At 73.3% G+C, this 18,127-nt stretch carries 18 protein-coding genes; 8 read left to right on the forward strand and 10 right to left on the reverse strand.

Annotated elements, in window-relative coordinates:
- Positions 1–20: 20 nt before the first annotated feature.
- Positions 21–1,022, reverse strand: a complete 1,002-nt coding sequence (locus ACFY3L_RS09165; protein ID WP_389321157.1) for a LysR family transcriptional regulator — start codon at positions 1,020–1,022, stop codon at positions 21–23.
- A 31-nt stretch (positions 1,023–1,053) separates the two neighbouring features.
- Between ACFY3L_RS09165 and ACFY3L_RS09170 the strand changes: the two genes are divergently transcribed.
- The 4 genes from ACFY3L_RS09170 to ACFY3L_RS09185 are packed head-to-tail and all read left to right on the forward strand — an operon-like array spanning position 1,054 to position 3,199.
- Positions 1,054–1,899 carry an NAD(P)-dependent oxidoreductase gene (locus ACFY3L_RS09170; RefSeq protein WP_389320527.1) on the forward strand — a complete coding sequence of 282 codons (846 nt, stop codon included), beginning with the start codon at positions 1,054–1,056 and terminating at the stop codon, positions 1,897–1,899.
- On the forward strand, positions 1,899–2,291 hold the full coding sequence (locus ACFY3L_RS09175) for a RidA family protein (protein WP_389320530.1): 393 nt from the start codon (positions 1,899–1,901) through the stop codon (positions 2,289–2,291). Before ACFY3L_RS09170 ends, ACFY3L_RS09175 begins: the two co-directional genes overlap by 1 nt.
- A gap of 57 nt (positions 2,292–2,348) precedes the next feature.
- Positions 2,349–2,591 carry a hypothetical protein gene (locus tag ACFY3L_RS09180; protein WP_389320533.1) on the forward strand — a complete coding sequence of 81 codons (243 nt, stop codon included), beginning with the start codon at positions 2,349–2,351 and terminating at the stop codon, positions 2,589–2,591.
- Between the two features lie 11 nt (positions 2,592–2,602).
- Positions 2,603–3,199: a hypothetical protein gene (locus ACFY3L_RS09185; RefSeq protein ID WP_389320535.1), complete on the forward strand. Its 597-nt coding sequence runs from the start codon at positions 2,603–2,605 to the stop codon at positions 3,197–3,199.
- Between the two features lie 52 nt (positions 3,200–3,251).
- Here the strand turns inward: ACFY3L_RS09185 and ACFY3L_RS09190 are convergent, their stop codons facing one another.
- Positions 3,252–5,129, reverse strand: coding sequence for a hypothetical protein (locus ACFY3L_RS09190; protein WP_389320538.1), 1,878 nt, complete (start codon positions 5,127–5,129; stop codon positions 3,252–3,254).
- 48 nt (positions 5,130–5,177) lie between these two features.
- Between ACFY3L_RS09190 and ACFY3L_RS09195 the strand changes: the two genes are divergently transcribed.
- Positions 5,178–6,326, forward strand: a complete 1,149-nt coding sequence (locus ACFY3L_RS09195) for an acyltransferase family protein (RefSeq protein ID WP_389320541.1) — start codon at positions 5,178–5,180, stop codon at positions 6,324–6,326.
- A 9-nt stretch (positions 6,327–6,335) separates the two neighbouring features.
- Here the strand turns inward: ACFY3L_RS09195 and ACFY3L_RS09200 are convergent, their stop codons facing one another.
- On the reverse strand, positions 6,336–6,869 hold the full coding sequence (locus ACFY3L_RS09200; RefSeq protein ID WP_389320543.1) for a hypothetical protein: 534 nt from the start codon (positions 6,867–6,869) through the stop codon (positions 6,336–6,338).
- Between the two features lie 17 nt (positions 6,870–6,886).
- A complete protein-coding gene (gene lhgO, locus ACFY3L_RS09205; protein ID WP_389320546.1) occupies positions 6,887–8,068 on the reverse strand; it encodes an L-2-hydroxyglutarate oxidase in 1,182 nt (393 codons plus the stop codon).
- Between the two features lie 67 nt (positions 8,069–8,135).
- Here lhgO and ACFY3L_RS09210 point away from each other — a divergent pair, with 67 nt between their 5' ends.
- Positions 8,136–9,149 (forward strand): lysylphosphatidylglycerol synthase transmembrane domain-containing protein, encoded by a 1,014-nt coding sequence (locus ACFY3L_RS09210; protein ID WP_389320549.1) that lies wholly within the window; start codon positions 8,136–8,138, stop codon positions 9,147–9,149.
- A 137-nt stretch (positions 9,150–9,286) separates the two neighbouring features.
- Here ACFY3L_RS09210 and ACFY3L_RS09215 read toward each other — a convergent pair whose 3' ends face one another.
- From ACFY3L_RS09215 to ACFY3L_RS09230, 4 genes are all read right to left on the reverse strand, one after another.
- A complete protein-coding gene (locus tag ACFY3L_RS09215; protein WP_389320552.1) occupies positions 9,287–10,015 on the reverse strand; it encodes an SDR family oxidoreductase in 729 nt (242 codons plus the stop codon).
- Positions 10,016–10,066: 51 nt separating this feature from the next.
- On the reverse strand, positions 10,067–10,585 hold the full coding sequence (locus tag ACFY3L_RS09220; RefSeq protein WP_389320554.1) for a Uma2 family endonuclease: 519 nt from the start codon (positions 10,583–10,585) through the stop codon (positions 10,067–10,069).
- Positions 10,586–10,666: 81 nt separating this feature from the next.
- Complete coding sequence (locus tag ACFY3L_RS09225) at positions 10,667–11,014, reverse strand: winged helix-turn-helix transcriptional regulator (protein ID WP_389320557.1); 348 nt, start codon at positions 11,012–11,014, stop codon at positions 10,667–10,669.
- The gene (locus ACFY3L_RS09230) at positions 11,014–11,694 is read right to left on the reverse strand and encodes a metal-dependent transcriptional regulator (RefSeq protein ID WP_389321160.1); all 681 of its coding nucleotides are present in this window, start codon (positions 11,692–11,694) and stop codon (positions 11,014–11,016) included. The genes ACFY3L_RS09225 and ACFY3L_RS09230 overlap by 1 nt, the downstream gene beginning before the upstream one ends.
- A gap of 233 nt (positions 11,695–11,927) precedes the next feature.
- Here ACFY3L_RS09230 and ACFY3L_RS09235 point away from each other — a divergent pair, with 233 nt between their 5' ends.
- Positions 11,928–13,058, forward strand: coding sequence for an acetoin utilization protein AcuC (locus ACFY3L_RS09235; protein ID WP_389321163.1), 1,131 nt, complete (start codon positions 11,928–11,930; stop codon positions 13,056–13,058).
- A 144-nt stretch (positions 13,059–13,202) separates the two neighbouring features.
- Here ACFY3L_RS09235 and ACFY3L_RS09240 read toward each other — a convergent pair whose 3' ends face one another.
- Positions 13,203–13,472, reverse strand: coding sequence for a DivIVA domain-containing protein (locus ACFY3L_RS09240; protein ID WP_389320560.1), 270 nt, complete (start codon positions 13,470–13,472; stop codon positions 13,203–13,205).
- A 40-nt stretch (positions 13,473–13,512) separates the two neighbouring features.
- On the opposite strand from ACFY3L_RS09240, the gene ACFY3L_RS09245 reads away from it, so the two are divergent.
- Positions 13,513–16,068 (forward strand): GNAT family N-acetyltransferase, encoded by a 2,556-nt coding sequence (locus ACFY3L_RS09245; protein WP_389320563.1) that lies wholly within the window; start codon positions 13,513–13,515, stop codon positions 16,066–16,068.
- A gap of 1,048 nt (positions 16,069–17,116) precedes the next feature.
- On the opposite strand, the gene sigB is transcribed toward ACFY3L_RS09245, so the two are convergent.
- Positions 17,117–18,115: an RNA polymerase sigma factor SigB gene (sigB, locus tag ACFY3L_RS09250; RefSeq protein ID WP_389320566.1), complete on the reverse strand. Its 999-nt coding sequence runs from the start codon at positions 18,113–18,115 to the stop codon at positions 17,117–17,119.
- Between the last annotated feature and the right edge of the window lie 12 nt (positions 18,116–18,127).

Raw genomic sequence — 18,127 nt, forward strand, 5'->3', positions numbered from 1 at the left:
GAGCCCGATGTACTGATGGTCTATGGGAGCGAGGCTGCGCTCAGCTCCCGGACGACGGTCAGGAAGTCGGTGACCGTCGCGGGCGTGGTGCGGCCGGCGAGGGTGGCGGCCAGGACGGTGCGGGGTGGGACCTCGGCGGGGTCGAGGGGGAGCAGGCGGACGTCGGCGGGGGCAGCGCGGGCGGCCAGGGCGGGCACGAGGGTCACGCCGAGGCCGGCGGCGACGAAGCCGAGCTTGGCGGTCCACTCGCCGGCGACGAAGTCGATCCTTGGGCGGAAGCCGAGCCGCACGCTCGGGCCGAGCAGGGTCTCCTCCGGGGCGGCCGAGCCCGCGATCCACGCCTCGTCCGCCAGCGCCGCCAGCGACACCGGCACCGCTGACGTCGGCCCGGACAAAGGCGGCACCGGCGCCGCTGACGCCGGCAATGGCGGGTCCGGCGCCGCTGATGTCGGTCCGGGCATGGGCGGTACAGACGCCGCTGACGCCAACGGGTGGTGCCGGGGCACCGCGAGGAGGACGGGTTCGTCCAGGATGTGGTGGGTGGTGAAGCGCGGGTCGTCGAACGGGCGGTCGGCGCTCGTCGTCACCAGGGCCACATCGGCGTCGCCGGCGAGCAGCGCGGCCAGGAGGCGGCCGGTGACGCCCTCGATGAGCGACAGCCGGACCTCCGGGTGGCCGGCGCGGAAGCGGGCCAGGGCGCGCGGGACCAGCGCGGCGTCGGCGGTCGCGAACGCGCCCACCCGCAGCCGGCCGGCGGTGCCCGCGTGCACGGCGGTGACCTCGCGCCGGGCCAGCGCGAGCCGGTCGAGGACTGCGGTCGCGTGCTCCAGCAGGCAGCGGCCCTCCTCGGTGAGCGCGACCCCGCGCGGCAGCCGGTCGAACAGGCGCGCCCCGAGCTCCACCTCCAGGGCCGCGATCTGCCGGGACACCGCCGACTGCGTGTAGCGCAGTGACGCGGCGGCGGCGGTGATCGAGCGCTGCCGGGCGACCTCCCGGAAGACCTCCAGCATCTCCATCTGCACGCTCAAGACATTCTCACATCGCATGGCGGCGATGCCAGACATTCGTTGGTCGCATCGGTCGTGTGGCAATACGGTCGGACGCATGCAGAAGATCGCTGTGCTCGGGCTGGGGAACATGGGGGCGCCGATCGCCCGCCGGCTGGCCGCGCACGGGTTCCCCGTCACGGCGTGGAGCCGCACGCCGCGGCCCGTCGAAGGCGTCGCCGTCGCCGCGTCCGCGCGGGAGGCCGTCCGGGACGCCGGCATCGTCATCACGATGCTCACCGACGGCCCGGCCGTCATGTCGGTCGTCGCCGGCGCCGAGCTGCCGCCCGGGGCGACGCTGGTCGAGATGTCCACGATCGGCCCGGACGCCGTCCGCGACCTCGCCGCCGCCCTGCCCGCCGGGGTGGACCTGGTCGACGCCCCCGTGGCCGGCAGCACCGGCGCCGCCGAGGGTGGCACGTTGAGGATTTTCGCCGCCGGCACGACTGCCGCCGTCGACCGGGTCGCACCCGTGCTGGCCACGCTCGGGGACGTCCGCCGGTGCGGCCCGTCCGGCCGCGGCGCGGCGATGAAGGTGGTGCTCAACACCGCGCTCGTGACGGCGCTGGCCGCGCTGGCCGAGGTGCTGCAGGTCGCCGACGACCTGGGGGTGCCCCGCGACGACGCCCTGGACGCGCTGGCGGCCGGCCCGCTGGGCAACGCCGTCGCGCGACTGTCCGGCAGTGCCGGCTCCAAGGCCAGCTTCCCGGTCCGGCTGGCGGCCAAGGATCTCGCCCTGAGCGTCGCGGGCCGGGACCTGCCGGTCGCGGTCGCCGCCGGCCGGCACCTCGCGGCCGCCGACCCCTCGGCGGACCTGTCCACGATCGCCGTCTCGTCCCCGAAAGGAACCTGATGCCCATCCTTGACAACCCGCACGGCGTGGCGGCGCCCGTGGGGGCCTACTCGCACGTCGCCCGCGTCGACACCGGTGCCGGGGCGCTGCTGTTCCTGTCCGGCCAGATCGCCCTCGACGACGACGGCGCGCTGGTCGGCCCCGGTGACATGGTCGCTCAGGCGACGCGCGTGTTCGAGCTGATCGGCGCGCTGCTGTCCGCGCACGGCGCCACCTTCGCCGACGTCGTCAACGTCCGGACCTTCCTGACCGACATGGCGTTGCTGCCCCTGTACGGCCAGGTCCGCCGCGCGGTCTTCACCGGCCCTCCGCCGACCAGCACCACGGTCGAGGTGTCCCGGCTCTTCCGCGACGGGGCGCTGCTGGAGGTGGAGGTGGTCGCGGCGCTCTGACCTGATCCTTACGTTGTCCCGCGGGGTGCGCTTACCCGCGGGACGCACCATGTCGGCATGAGACGAACCATCGCCGTCGCGCTCGCGGTCGTGCTGCTGTTCGCCGGCGGTTGCGGGCGCCAGCAGCGGCACGGCCAGCGGCCAGCCGCGGTCTCGACCCAGACGCCGGCCGCGCCGGCCGTCGCCACCCAGGACGGCTCCACCGGCTCCACTGGCTCCACCGGAGACGTCGATCAGCTGCTCGACCAGGTGGATCAGCAGCTGTCCGGGGACGCCCAGCCCGCCGCCGACGAAGACTGAGAGGGATCCCGATGAAGCGCACCCTGATCGCCCTGGCCCTGGTGCTCACCGCCGTCTTCGTCCCGGGCGCCGCCTGGGCCGAGCCGTCCGCGCGCGCCGCGACGCTGGACGGGGCCAGGACCGCCGTCGTCGGCCGCATCGACAAGCGGCTCGACGCGCTGAAGAAGTTCGAGACCAGCCTGGCCGGTGCGAAGCAGGTCCAGCCCGGCCACCGCGACACCCTCACGAAGCTCATCGCCGACCAGCGCACCGGCCTGACCGCCCTTCGCACGAAGGTCCAGGGCGAGACGACCGCCGCCGCCGTCAAGGCCGACGCCCAGTCGATGGTCTTCGACTACCGCGTCTTCGTCCTCACCGGCCCGAAGGTGCGCCTCACCGCCGCCATCGACACCGAGCTCGCCGTCATCGCCGCGCTGCGCTCGCGACCCGGCGCCGACACCGCGAAGCTGGACGCGATCGAGGCCACCCTGAAGGGCAAGGTCGACACCGTCCTGTCCCTGAAGCCGGGCTCCGACGGCGACGCCCTGCGCTCCCAGCTCCAGCCGGTCCGCGCCGCGGCGAAGTCGGCCCACGCCTCGCTGAAGGCCCTGCGCAAGGCCACGAAGTAGCCGTACGACCCGACCGCCCGGGCCCGTCCGCTGTCAGGCCGCGGGGGCGGGTTCAGGGGCGGACGATGTCGATCGGGACGGACGGGTGGCGGTGCCGGAGGGCTTCGGCCCGGGTGTGGGCGTCGTCGGTGAGGGCCAGCAGGCGCATCGGGCCCGGCATCCGCACCACGACGGCGTCGAGGCGGTCCGGGGAGTTGATCGGGCCGATGTGGTACGTGGCGCCCGCCATCTCGCCGGAGGTGCGGTGCAGGGTGGAGATGAAGAGGGTCAGGCGGTAGGACTCGTAGCCGGGGTCGTCGCCGATGACGACGGTCGGGGTCCCGGGGGCGACGGTCAGGGCGGCCCTGGCGTAGGCGAGCTGCTCAGGGGACGCGCCGGCGAGCCAGCTCCGGTGGGTGTCGAGGCGCTGGTCGCCGGCCCGTTCGCCGCCGAGGAGGGCGACGACCGCCATCAGCACCGACGCGGCCCGCAGGTGCGGCGAGCTCAGCGGCCGTCGCGGGAGGTGCAGGGCCAGGGCGCCGGTGCCGGCCAGCAGCAGCACCAGCACCAGGAACAGGGCCTTGTTGGCGTAGTAGCCGCTGCCGGAGCCGAAGACGCGCTGCACCGCCAGCATCCCGACGGCGAAGCCGGCCACGGGCACGAAGGTCAGCACGTACGAGCGCCAGATCCGGCTCCCACGGCCGCGCCTGGTCAGCATGCCGGAGGCGACGGCGCACAGCAGGACGGCGAGGCCCGTGCGGCCGACCCGGAGGGAGCCGACGCTGAGCAGCGCACCGGCCTGGCCGGCGACGAGGACGCCGATGGCGAGGGGCACGGCGCTGGTGACGGCGATCGCGAGCACGAGGGCGGGGATGCGGCGCATGCGGTGGTTGCGGCGCTCCCGCATGAGCCACAGGATCGCGGCCAGGCCGACCGGCGGCAGGTACAGGTAGTACGTGAACCCGACCGCCGCCAGCAGCGCCGCGACGAGCAGCAGCTGCTGCCGCGGGCGGGGCACGGGCCGGACGAGGACGGTGAGGAGCATGAGCGCCTCCGCCAGGCCGAGGACCTGGCTCGGGTAGCCGAACCGGACGAGGTCCAGCAGCTCGCCGAACGCGCACAGCCCGGCGATCCCGGCCGCGAGCACGGCGGTGCGCGCAGGGGTCAGGCCGCCGGCGCCGATCCACTGCGCGGCCCAGACGAGGGTCGCGACGAGCAGCAGGTAGCCGCCGGTGACGAAGGCCAGGTAGTGGTCGAACATGCCGGTGCCGGTGCCCATGCTGACGGTGGACGACCTGGCGAACCCGTCGAGCAGCGCCGCGGTCAGGTGCGATCCCTGCGGGTAGGACACCATCCCCTCGTAGACGAGCGTCTTTCCCTGCCCGGGATGTTGGAAGAGGTACCCGCCGGCGTGGCGGATCGCGTCGAACAGCGCCGCGTGCCGGGCGAGGTCCTCGCCGTCCATGACCAGCGCGAGGCGGCCCGTCCGGCCGTCGCGCAGCAGCGGCCAGGCGACGACCGCGCCGGCGGCGGCGACGGCGACCGCAGCGATCGCGTCGGTGGGCCCGAAGCGCGGCAGCCGCGGGCGGCGGCCGGTCTTCGCGGCGGCGACGATCAGAGCGGTGGCGGCGGCCCCGCCGGCGGTCACCGGGTGCAGGCCCCACGGCCAGACGGCGAAGACGAGCGCGCCGAGGCAGGTGAGGCCGAGCAGCAGCCCGGTGGCGAACATCATCCGGTCGAGGACGGTCCGGCCGCCGCGCAGGAGTGCCGCGGTGGCGACGAGGAGCAGCGGCGGGACGACGTAGGCGACCCCGGCGAGGTACAGCACGGCGATGACCAGCCAGGCGGCCGCGACCAGCGCGGCGGTGACCAGTTGCTTGGGTGTGGCGTCCGGCTGCGGCGATGTGTGGGGGAGGAGGGTGTCCGTCTTCGGGGGTGCGGATACTGACACAACTCGCTTAACGACGAAGTCGGGCATCTAGTCGTTTGTCAGGATGTGTTGGCTGATCGGTACTCGCCCCGCGCGAATGCGCTCGGCTTCCTGCGGCTGTGCCTGGCCCTCGCGGTCCTGGTAGGACACTCCTGGCCGCTCGGGCTGGGGCGGTCGACACCGGGGCTGGGGTTCACCCGCGGTCAGGCGGACCTCGGCGCCCTGGCGGTGGACGGGTTCTTCGTCCTGTCGGGCTTTCTCGTCACGGCGAGCGCCGCACGCCTGGGCGCCGTCCGGTTCGCCTGGCACCGGTGCCTGCGGATCTTCCCCGGCCTGTGGGTGTGCCTGCTGGTCATCGCCGCCGGCGCCGGCTGCTTCACGACCGTGCCCGCGGCGCTGGCGTTCGCCCGGCACAACGCTCTCGGGCAGCCGCACCAGTGGGGCATCGGCACGCTGTTCGCCGACACGCCCTACGGCCGGCTCACCGGCGGCGTCTCCGTCGTGAACGGGTCGCTGTGGAGCCTGGCGTTCGAGCTGTTCTGGTACGGCGTGCTCACCGCCCTCACCGCCTGCGGCGTGATCCGCCGCTCCCCGCGGCTCGTCCTACTGCTCACCGCCGGCGCCTACTCGGTCCTGCTCAGCGACCTCCTCCACCAGCTGCCCGAGACACACACCGTCCCGCACCCCCGCGGCGCGTTCGGGCCGATCCCCTTCTTCGGGTCGCTCGACACCCAGATGCTCATCTACCTGGGCTTCCTGTTCCTGCTGGGCGCGTCGGCGCAGCTGTACCAGCACCGCATCCCGATGCATCCGGCGCTGGTGGCAACCGCGGCGGCGCTGCTGCTGGCCACGCTCCGGTTCGGCGCCTTCCCCGTGCTCGGCTACCCGGCGTTCGCCTACCTGCTGCTGTGGGCCGCCTGCTCGCTGCCGCCGTGGACCCACCGGATCGGCCGGACCCACGACTACTCGTACGGGATCTACATCTACGCCTTCCCGACCCAGCAGACCCTCGCCGCCCTCGGCGTCCACCAGTGGGGCCTGCCCGCGTACGTCGCGGCGTCGGCCCTGGCCACGACCCTGCTCGCCGCCGCCTCCTGGCACCTCGTCGAACGCCCGGCCCTGCGCCTCAAGCACTGGACCCCGCCGCGCCCCCGGCGACCGGCGGCCGCCCCGCCGGCCCGCCCGGCCACCCGCGACGTGGTGACCGCCGACCGCTGAGCCAGGTGGTCAGAGGCTGCTGAGGTCGATCAGCTTGGCGAGGTCCACGAGCTTCGGCAGGAGCTCCGCCGCCTTGTCGTCGCCGGTACCGGCGGGCAGGTGCACCGTCAGCTGGATGATGCGCTTGTTGCCGGCCAGCCAGCCGACCTCGACGGCCGGGCCGGTGCCCTCCGCGGCGGGGGACTGCCGCTGGTACGCGACGGCGCCGAGGCCCTGGACCGCGGCGGCGCCCTTCGGCTGGACGGCGGTGGCGTAGATGTCGGGGCCGATGGTGGTGGCGCTCACCGACAGGATCAGGTCGGGCAGGGGCGCCTTGTGCGGCTGCAGGACGCAGGTGAACGTGTTCTCCAGGGTCGCCGCGGCGGCCACACCGTACTGCAGGCCGAGCTTCGCGTTGACGACCGGGAAGTCGAGCAGCTGGCAGGCGCCGCCGGAGGCCGCCGCCGGGGCGGTGGACGGGGTCGCGGCCGACGGGCTCGCGTCGGCGTCGTCGCAGCCGGTGAGCACGAGCAGCGCCGCAAGCGCCGCGACAACCCTTCGCACGACGCGCACCCTACCGCCTACTTCGGCAGGCGGTCGACGATGTACTTCGCGATCTCCAGCGAGCTGGTCGCGGCCGGGGACGGGGCGTTGAGGACGTGCACCTGCCTGCCCTCGGCGACGATGAGGAAGTCGTCGACGAGCGCGCCTTCCCGGGTGATGGCCTGTGCCCGTACACCGGCAGACGCCGGAACGAGGTCGGCGGTCGTCACCGCGGGCACCAGCCGGGCCAGGCTCTCGGCGAACCGCTTCTTCGACAGGGAGCGGCGGACCTCGGTGAGGCCATACCGCAGGTGCTTGCGGGCCAGCTGCCACATGCCGGGGTAGCTGATCGTGTCGGCGACGTCGCCGGGGCGGACGCGGGCCCACGAGTAGCCCTCGCGGGCGGTGGCGAGGACCGCGTTGGGGCCGGCGTGGACGCTGCCGTCGACCATCTTCGTCAGGTGCACCCCGAGGAACGGGAACTGCGGGTCCGGCACCGGATAGATCAGGCCGTTCACCAGGTGGCGGCGCTCGGGTCGCAGCTCGAAGTACTCGCCGCGGAACGGGATGATCCGGGCGGGCGGGGTGATGCCGGCCATCTTCGCGACCCGGTCGGCGTGCAGGCCGGCGCAGTTGACGAGCACGTCGGCGAAGATGTCGCCGACCTCCGTGTGCACGACCGTCTCACCGTGCAGGGTGGAGATGCCATTCACCCGCGCGCCGAGGCGCAGCGTGGCGCCGGCCTTCTCCAGCAGGGTCGCGAGGGTCACGCACACGGCGCCGAAGTCGGCGATGCCCGTCGAGGCGACGTGGATGCCCTGCACGCAGGCGACCTCGGGCTCCAGCTCCCGCGCCTCGGCGGCGTCGACCAGCCGCGCCGGCAGCCCGTTGGCGACGGCCCGCTCGTACAGGCTGCGCAGCCTCGGCAGCTCGGACTCCTCCGTCGCCACGATCAGCTTGCCGGTCACCTTGTGCGCGATGCCGTGCTCCCGGCAGAAGTCCACCATCGACGCGCTGCCCGCCTTGCACAGCGTGGCCTTGAGGCTGCCGGGCTTGTAGTAGACACCCGCGTGGATGACGCCCGAGTTGTGCCCGGTCTGGTGCGCGCCCCAGCGCTGCTCCTTCTCCACGACCGTGACCTCGGCGTCCGGGTGCTCCAGGGTGAGCCGGTGCGCCGTGGCCAGGCCGACGATCCCACCACCGATGACCACGTACCGCACGCTGCCTCCTCAAGCCCCTGATTGGCGCCGGGTACATCGCATCCTAGCCGTGCTAGCGTTCCCGACCGTGGGTCAGCCTGTCGTTGAAGTGGCACCAGCCAAGCCGTGGCGGGCCCGCCTGATCACCGCCGTGCGGATCCTCGCGGCCGCCGGCATCGTCTACTTCATCGTCGCCACCACGGTCGACCAGTGGCCCGCGGTGCAGGAGACGTTCCGCACCCTGTCGTGGCCCTCGCTGATCGCGTCGCTCCTCGCGGCCGTCGCCTCCCTGTGGACGACGATGATGGCGTGGCGGGCGATGGTCGGCAGCATCGACCACCCGCTGCGGGTCCGCGACGCCGCCCCCATCATGCTCGTCGGCTCCCTCGGCAAGTACCTGCCCGGCTCGGTGTGGGCGTATGTCGTGCAGATGGAGCTCGGCCGCCGCGCCGGCGTCTCGCGCTCGAAGGTGTTCATCGGTTCCGTACTGGTGAGCGGCCTCGGCGTCACGTCCGGGCTGATCCTGACCACCCCCGGCTTCGGCACCGCCCTCGACGGCATCAAGGCCTCGGGGCACGAGGTGTTCGGCTCCGTCGCCGTCTGGGCGTCGGTGATCCTGCTGCCGTTCGCGGTCGCCTGCTGCTACCCGCCGCTGCTGACCTGGATCGTCGGCCGGGCCATGCGGGTGTTGCGCCGCCCGCCGCTCGACCGGCCGATCACCTGGCGCCCGATCCTCTCCAGCGTCGCGTGGTGCGTGGCCGGCTACGTCACCGCCGGCCTGCACGTCTGGCTGCTGGTCCGCTCCCACCTGCCGGGCCTGCCGGGCCTCGCCGGCAGCGTTTTCGCGATGGCGCTCGCCATGAGCATCAGCACGTTCGTCATCGTGGCCCCCTCGGGCCTGGGCGCCCGCGAGTTCCTGATGGCGATCGCCCTGGCCGGCCTCGGCGTGCCGTGGGCGACGGCGTGGGCCCTGACGCTCGTGTCGCGCCTGCTCTTCACCGTCGCCGACGTGGCCGCCGCCGGCGTCGCCGGTGCGGTGGGCCTGCGCCGCATCCGCCACGCGCCGGCGTCGGCGCCTGCACCGTCGCCGTCGCAGTCCTGAGCCGCCGGCGCGGCTCCCGGGGGGCGGTGGGTCTGCGCCGGATCCGCCACGCGCCGGCGCCCGCACCGTCGCCGTCGCAGTCCTGAGCCGCCGGCGCGGCTCCCGGGGGCGGTTCTCGTCGCCGCGAGGGCTCGCGGTCACACCTTCCGGGCCAGGTACTCCTCCCACGTGCCGGTGCCGCCGCCGGGGCCTGTTCCCGCCCCGCCCCGCAGTGCCCGGAACGCCTTGCCCGGCAGTCTGACCGGGATCAGCAGCCGCCGCTTCCCGGCCCGCTCGAGGTACGCCCGCCAGAGGTCCCGGGCGCTGCGCCGCTGCGGCCCGGAGAGGTCGGCGGGCTCCGCCGGCAGCTCACCCTCGACGATCTCCGCGAGCCGCACCGCCACGTCGTGCACCTCGACCGGCCGCAGGTCGAACGCCGGGTAGAACCCGACGAGCGGCAGCTTCGTCATCGCCTTCGCGACCGTCAGCACCAGGTCGTGGAACTGGCTCGCCCGGAAGCTCGTCCCGCCGTACCCGGCCACCATCTTCTCGATGGTCACCTTGTCGTTGTAGTAGCCGAACGGGATCCGGTCGACCCCGACGATCGACACGAACACCAGCTGCGGCCGCCGGGGCGCCCGCTCCATCGCCTCGATCAGCTTCCCGGCGGCGGCGACGTCCCGCCGCCCGTCGGTGGCCGCGTGCACGACCACGTCGACCCCGTCGAGGGCCTCGGCGAGCCCCGCCCCGGTGAGCAGGTCGCCGTGCGCGTAGCCCGGCTTCGACCGGCTGAGCCCCCGCACGTCGTGTCCGCGTTCCCGCAGGACGGCAACCAAGTCCCGCCCGAGCGTCCCGGTCGCACCGGTGACGAGCACTGTTCGCTTCATGGCCTACTTGACGCCCCGGCCCCGAGAACGTGACACGGTGTGGCAGGCGTCTCAGCCCAGCTCCGGCACCTCACCGGCGAGCAACTCGTCGAGCGGCTCCCGGCCGATCTCCTTGTACGCCCCGTCGACGAGTTGGAACCGCAGCACCATGTCGTCGGGCTCGACCCACCAGAAGTGCTCGATGCCTGCCTCGGCATACTCGACGGGCTTGAGCCACCGGTCGGTGCGCTCCGAGCCGGGCGACACCACCTCGACCACAAGCAGCAGTGCCGCTGCCTCCAGCCACACCGCACCCGGCGGTGCGGGGTCTTTGGTCACCATGAGGTCGGGAACACGACCGCTGCGGTCGTCATCGGCGGTTTGGACACCGGAGTTCGCGTTGACCCGCCCACGGAATCCGTGGGACAACAGCCACGCGAAGAGGAGCCCGCCGATTTCGTTGTGTCTCCACGTGCCGGGTGGCGTGACGATGAGATTCCCCTCGATCAGCTCGAACCGGTGCTGATCGTCAGCGGCGGCGAGCGCTGTCACGTCCTGCAACGTGAGCGGCAGATTCAGGGCGGCGGTCATGCCGTGCTCCTCACTCATCTGGCCCAGTTCAGGGCACCCCCAATGCGAGAAGCCTACATATGACCACATGCTCATGCAAGTTCAAGAGGAGGTGCGGGCGTCGTAGCGCTCGCGGGCCCGGGCGACGTCGTCGCGGTGGCGTTCCGCCCAGGTGGTGATGGCGAGCAGGGCGGCGTGCAGCTCGGCGGCCATGGGGGTGAGGGAATACTCGACCCGTGGCGGGACCGTCGGGTAGACGGTCCGCACGAGCATCCCGTCGCGCTCCAGGTTGCGCAGCGTGAGGGTCAGCATGCGGCGGCTGATGCCGCTGATGGCCCGCTCCAGCTCGGTGAACCGGATCGGGCCGTCGGCGGCGGCCACCATGATGCACACGCTCCACTTGCCGGCGACGCGGTCGACCAGCTCCTGCACGGTGCACCCGGGATGCATCAGTGCGCTGCTACGAACACCCGCGACGCGACCTCCCGGGGCAGCCGGATGCGCTCGCCGGCCCGGTCGATGCTGACGCCGTCGCGCTCCTGGGCCACGGTGACCGTGGCGCCGGGGTCGATGCCGGCGGTGTGGAGCTGGCGCAGGACGTCGGCGTCGGTCTGGACGCTCTCGCAGATGCGGCTCACCACGACCGCCCCGGCGAGACCCGGGAAGGCGAGGTTGCGCTCGGGGTCGGACGGGTCCTTGGGCGTGGCGCTGCCCTCGAGGCTCTCCAGCCCCGGGATCGGGTTGCCATACGGCGAGCGGGTCGGGCGCCCCAGCAGCTCATACACCCGCTGCTCGACGGCGTCGCTCATGACGTGCTCCCAGCGGCACGCCTCTTCGTGCGCCTCCTCGTAGGGCAGGCCGATCACGTTGACCAGCAGCAGCTCGGCGAGGCGGTGCTTGCGCATGACGGCGACCGCGTGCACGCGGCCCTCGTCGGTCAGCGCGAGGTGGCGGTCGCCCTCGACGATCAGCAGGCCGTCACGCTCCATGCGGGCGACGGTCTGGCTGACGGTGGGTCCGCTCTGGTGAAGTCGCTCGGCGATGCGGGCGCGCTTGGGGACGACGCCCTCCTCCTCGAGCTCCAGGATCGTCTTCAAGTACATCTCGGTGGTGTCGACCAGGTCGTTCACTGCCTTGCCCTCCCGGTACGCGATGGTACTCGTCGCGTACGTCAAGATTGGAACGTGACAGCCAACCAAGCGATCTTGGACGGTGCCGTCGTCGCCGAGCTGGTGTGGGAAGCGGGGGTCACCGCTTCCCGCAATCCTACCGGCGCGCGCAGGGTACACGCGCACAGTGGAATGGAGGGGCCGCTCACGTGAACACCCTGGTCATCTGGGACGACGCATTGCTGCGGTACGACATGGGCGATCACCCCCTCGATCCGGTGCGGGTCGAGCTGACCATGGCGCTCGCCCGTGACCTGGGCGTCCTCGACCGGGAAGGGGTCACGCTGCGGGCGCCGGAGCCGGCGGACGACGACGTGCTCGGCACCGTCCACGACCCGGACTACATCGCCGTGGTCCGCGCCGCGTCGACCGGCCGGCGGCTGAGCATCATGGGGCTCGGCACGTCGGACAACCCGACGTTCCCCGGCATGCACGACGCCAGCGCCCTCATCGCGGGCGCCACCCGCGCCGCGGCCGAGGCGGTCTGGCTCGGCGAGGCGGACCGGGCCGTCAGCGTCGCCGGCGGGCTGCACCACGCGATGCCCGCCCGCGCGGCCGGCTTCTGCGTCTACAACGACCCCGCGCTCGCGATCGCCCGCGTGCTGGAGCTCGGGGCCGAGCGGGTCGCGTACGTCGACATCGACGTCCACCACGGCGACGGGGTTCAGAAGATCTTCTACGACGACCCCCGGGTCCTGACCGTCAGCCTCCACGAGTCGCCGCGGTCGCTCTTCCCGGGGACCGGATACCCCGACGAGACCGGCGGGCCGGGCGCGGAGGGCTCCGCGGTCAACGTCGCGCTGCCGCCCGGCACCGACGACGCCGGCTGGCTGCGCGCGTTCCACGCCGTCGTGCCCGGGGTGGTGCGGGAGTTCCGGCCGCAGCTGCTGTTCACGCAGTGCGGCGCCGACACGTACCGGCACGACCCCCTAGCCGACCTGCGCCTGACGGTGGACGGTCAGCGGGCCGCGTACCTCGCGCTGCGCGACCTCGCCACGGAGGTGGCCGGCGGCAAGTGGGTCGCCAGCGGCGGCGGCGGGTACGCGCTGGTCGAGTGCGTCCCGCGGGCCTGGACGCACCTGCTCGCGGTCGTCACCGGCGAGGCCCTCGACCCGCGGACACCGATCCCGCAGTCGTGGCAGTCGCTCGCCGCGAGCCGGCGCCCCGGCCACCCGGTGCCGACGTCGATGACCGACGGAGGGTCGGGGGAGTGGACGCCGTGGGTGCCGGGCCAGACCGCTGACCCCGTGGACCGGGCGATCATGGCGACCCGCACGGCGACGTTCCCGTTCTTCGGCCTCGACCCCCACGACCCGCGCGACTGAGACCGTACGGGGCCGGCCCGCCCGGCCGACGCCGCACAACCGGACCGACGCGCGGCCGGACCGTCAGGCTGACGGCGTACAGCCGGGCCGTCCCGGTCGAGCCGTGGCCCACGCCGTACACCGGCGGCAAAGCACAAGGTCGGGCTAATGCCGCACGACGGCCTCGAGCCGGGTCAGGCGCTGCTTGATCCGGTCGAGCTCGGCCAGCATCGCCGACTCGGCCGCCGTCGACGTGCCGAACGACGTCTCCGGTGAGGGCGTGCCCCGCAGCGAGGCCAGCTCGTCGTGCAGCGCGGTCAGCACCTGCGCGACGACGTCCAGGAACGCGTCGACCTCGTCCTCGTCGTAGCCGCGCTTGCCGAACGCCGCCTTCGTGAACCGGACGGCTTGCACGTCGGCCGGGGTGAGCATCATCCGCACACCGTACTAAACCCGGCGGTGCGAACATGAAGGCGTGACCGAAACACCGAAGCGGGCCGCGGACGTCCTGCTGTCGGACGGCACGACCGTCCACTTGCGACCGATCGAGCCCGATGACGCCGACCGGATCGTCGCGCTGCACTCGCGGTTCTCGGAGCGGACCCGGTATCTGCGGTACTTCTCCGCGTACCCGCGGATCCCGCAGCGGGACCTCGACCGGTTCGTCAACGTCGACCACCACGACCGGGAGGCGTTCGTCATCGAGCACGGCGGCGAGCTCATCGCCGTCGGCCGTTACGAGCGGCTCGGCGCCGGATCGCACCAGGCGGAGGTCGCGTTCGTCGTCGAGGACGCGCACCAGGGCCGCGGCATCGGCTCGGTCCTCATCGAACACCTCGTCGCCGCCGCGTCGCAGGAGGGCATCACCGAGTTCGAGGCCGACGTCCTGCCGGTCAACCAGGCGATGCTGCGCGTCTTCATGGCCGCCGGCTTCTCCATCGAGCGCGAGTTCTCCGACGGCGTCGTGCACCTGTGGTTCCCGATCGCGGCGACCCCCGACTCGATGCGCGTGCAGTGGGCCCGCGAGCAGCGCGCCGAGACCCGCTCGATCGGCCGGCTGCTCAACCCGCGGGGGGTCGCCGTCTACGGTGCCCGCGCCGACGGCACCGGCATCGGCGCCGCGATCCTCGCCCACCTCAAGGCGGCCGGGTTCGCCGGCCCGATCGTCCCCGTGCACCCGTCGGCATCCACCGTCGGCGGCCTGCCGGCGGTGCCCGTCCTCGCCGGGCATCCGGACCCCGTGGACCTGGCGGTGGTGTCGGTGCCGGCGGACGCGGTGCCGTCCGTCGTCGCCGACTGCGCCGCGGCCGGGGTGCACGGGCTCGTCGTCGTGTCCGCCGGGTTCGCCGAGGCCGGACCCGCCGGTGCCGAGGCACAGGCCGCACTGCTGCGCGCCGTCCGCAGCCGCGGCATGCGCCTCGTCGGCCCCAACTGCCTCGGCATCGCCAACACCGACCCCAGCGTCCAGCTCAACGCGACTCTCGCGCCGCTGCTGCCGCGCCCCGGCCGGGTCGGCTTCTTCAGCCAGTCCGCCGCGCTCGGCACCGCGCTGCTCGCCGAGGCCGACCGCCGGGGGCTCGGCCTGTCGACCTTCGTGTCCGCCGGCAACCGCGCCGACGTCTCCGGCAACGACGCCCTCCAGTACTGGCGCGAAGATCCCCAGACGGACGCGGTGCTGCTCTACCTGGAGACGTTCGGCAACCCGCGCAAGTTCGCCCGCATCGCCCGCGAGCTGGCCCGGCGCAAGCCGGTCGCCGCCGTCGCGAGCCCCGTGCGGCCGCCCGCCCTCGACGCCGTCGCCACCGGACCCGACGCCCGCGGGGTCGCCGCGCTCTTCGCCAGCTCCGGCGTGATCCGCGTCGACACGGTCGCCGAGCTCTTCGACGTCGGTCTGCTCCTCGTCGGCCAGCCACTGCCGACCGGCGACCGCGTCGCCGTGGTCACCAACGCCGCCGCCCTCGGCGTCCTGACCGTCGCGAAGGCGCCGGCGGCCGGGCTGCGCGTCGCCTCCGTCCGCGACCTCGGCCCCTCCGTCAGCGACGCGGACTTCGTCCAGGCCGTGCGGGAAGCCCTCGCCGACGACTCGGCCGACGCGGTCATCGCCGCCTACGCCCCCGCCCTGGCCCTCCCGGGCGAGCTCGGCGTCGCGGAGCTGCTGCGCGCGCTGGAGCCCGTCCGCCCCCTCGCGGTCGTCCTGCCCGCCGACCCGTCCTTCGCGTTCGCGCCCGCCTACCGCTCCGGCGACCCCTTGGCGCTGCCGACGTACCCGGCGGTCGAGGAGGCGGTGCGTGCCCTGGGCCGCGTCGCCCGCTACGCCGCCTGGCGCCGCGAACCCGTCGGCACCGTGCCGTCCTTCCCGCCCGCCCCCGCGCCGTCCTCCTCTGTGGATGAGCTCCTCGCGGCGTACGGCGTCCCGGTCGTCCCGTCCCTGCGTGCTTCCGGCGAGTCGGTCCCGGCCGTCGCCGAGTCGCTGGGCCTGCCCGTCGCGCTGAAGGTCGCGACGAAGCCGTGGCGGCACCGCATCGACCTCGGCGCCGTCCGGCTCAACCTCACGTCGCCCGACCTGGTCAGGGAGGCGTACCAGGAGCTCGAACGCCTCTTCGGCATCGGTGTGGAGGTCCTCGTCCAGCCGATGGTCGCCCCCGGCGTCGCGTGCGTCGTCGAGGTCGTGGACGACCCCGCCTTCGGCCCGGTCGTCGGGTTCGGCCTCGGCGGCGAGGCCGCGGACCTGCTCGGCGACCGCGCGTGGCGCCCCGCCCCGCTCACCGACCGCGACGCGGCCGCCCTGGTCCGCGCACCGCGTGCCGCGCCGCTGCTGACCGGCTACCGCGGCTCCGCCCCCGTCGACCTGGACGCCCTCGCCGACTTGCTCCTGCGCATCGGCCGCCTGGCCGACGAGCAGCCCACCGTGTCGTCGCTGTCCCTGAACCCGATCCTGGCCCGCCCCGAAGGCCTGGCCGTCCTCCATGCCACCGCCACGTTCACGCCCCCGCTACCCCGCCCCGACAGCGGCCCCCGCCGCCTGTACTGACGCGCTGTGCTTCCGCCCCACCGCTGTCGCGGCGGGTCCCGGCGGGGATGCTCACGCTGTGCTTCCGCCCCACCGCTGTCGCGGCGGGTCCCGGCGGGGATTCTCACCCGCACCCCAATGCGCCGCTCCGCGGCGCACTGCCCGCGCCGAGGCGCGAGGCAGGGCCAGCGGCGCGTGCGCGCCGCGTCCGGTGGCCGGTCCCCGCCTGCGTGCAGCAGCGTGGTGCCCCGGTCCCCGTGATCCAAGGACGGTTCCGGTCGTGTGGGCGGCCGGATCTGTCCTTGGATCATGCGTCGTGTGGGCGTGCTGTGCGGGTGTGGGTGCGGTGGTCGGGGCCGTCAGCGCGGGCGACTGCAGTGTGCCGCCGCGTTCGGTGGCTGGTCCCCGCCTGTGTCCAGCAGCGTGGTGCCCCGGTTCTGTGATCGAAGGACGGTTCTGGTCGTGTGGGCGGCCGGATCTGTCCTTGGATCATGCGTCGTGTGGGCGTGCTGTGCGGGTGTGGGTGCGGTGGTCGGGGCCGTCAGCGCGGACGACCGCAGTGTGCCGCCGCGTTCGGTGGCTGGTCCCCGCCTGTGTCCAGCAGCGTGGTGCCCCGGTCCCCGTGATCGAAGGACGGTTCCGGTCGTGTGGGCGGCCGGATCTGTCCTTGGATCATGCATCGTGTGGGCGAGCTGCGCCGGTGTGGTGGCCGGGGGGCGCCTGAGCGGACGAACCGCAGTGCCCCGCTGGGGCCAGCGGGGTGATGTTCGCCGTCGCCAGCGCGGTGATCCAAGGACGGATCTGGCTGTGCGGGCGGCCAGAACCGTCCTTCGATCACCATGAAGATTGGTCGCGAAGATTGGTCGCGAAGGTCGGTCGCGAAGGTCGGTCGCGAAGATCGGTCGCGAAGGTCGGTCTGGGTGCGTGTCGAGCCGGAAGGCGCGGCAGCATGCTGGCGTGCCGCCGCGGCCGCGGTCCGGAGAAACAGCAGCGCCTTGATCGACAGGGACGTCTGGCTGTCGCCGCAGCCACAGGTTCCTGTCGATCAAGGCGGGTCGGGACGGTCCTGTCAGCTGGCGTAGGCCTCGAGGCGCTTGGCACGGGACGGGTGGCGGAGCTTCAGGAGGGTGACCTTCTCGATCTGGCGGATGCGCTCGCGGGACAGGCCGAACTCGCGGCCGACCTCGTCGAGGGTGCGCTGGCGGCCGTCGTCGAGGCCGAAGCGGAGCCTGATCACGGCCTGCTCGCGCTGGGAGAGCGTGGAGAGGACGATCTCGACCTCGGACTTCAGCATGCCCTGGGAGACGCTGTCGGCGGGCTCCTCGCGGGGGTCGATGCGGGCGACGAAGTCGCCGAGGGCGCTCTCGCCGTCCTCGCCGACGGCCTGGTCGAGGCTGACCGGCTCGCGGTCGTAGGAGATCAGCTCGATGACCTGGTACTCCTCGATGCCCAGGGCGGCGGCGATCTCGGCGACGACCGGCTCGCGGCCGAGCGTGGCGGAGAGGTCGCGGCGGACCCGGACCATGCGGTTGACCTGCTCGACCATGTGGACCGGGATGCGGATGGTGCGGGCCTGGTCGGCCATGGCGCGGGTGATGGCCTGCCGGATCCACCAGGTGGCGTACGTGGAGAACTTGTAGCCCTTGGTGTAGTCGAACTTCTCCGCGGCGCGGATGAGGCCGAGGTTGCCCTCCTGGATGAGGTCCAGGAACGCCATGCCGCGGCCGGTGTACCGCTTGGCGATGCTGACCACCAGGCGCAGGTTGGCCTCGAGCAGGTGCGCCTTGGCGGCGCGGCCCTCGCGGACGACGACCTCGTAGGTGTTCGTCCAGGCGGGGTGGACGTTGCCCGCGCTCAGCTTCTCCTCCGCGTAGAGCCCGGCCTCGATCCGCTTGGAGAGGTCGACCTCCTGCTCGGCGGTGAGCAGCTTGGTCCGTCCGATGGTGTTGAGGTACGCGCGAACGAGGTCCGCTGAGACGCCCGTGTTGTCGATCTGGGGCTCGTGCTGCTCGTCGGTCTCGACGTCGACTGCGTTGAACTCCGTGGTGTCACTCAGCGGCTGGGCCACTTCGCTCGCCTC

This window comes from Dactylosporangium sp. NPDC000521 (assembly GCF_042898305.1).
In the GTDB taxonomy this organism is placed as follows: domain Bacteria; phylum Actinomycetota; class Actinomycetes; order Mycobacteriales; family Micromonosporaceae; genus Dactylosporangium.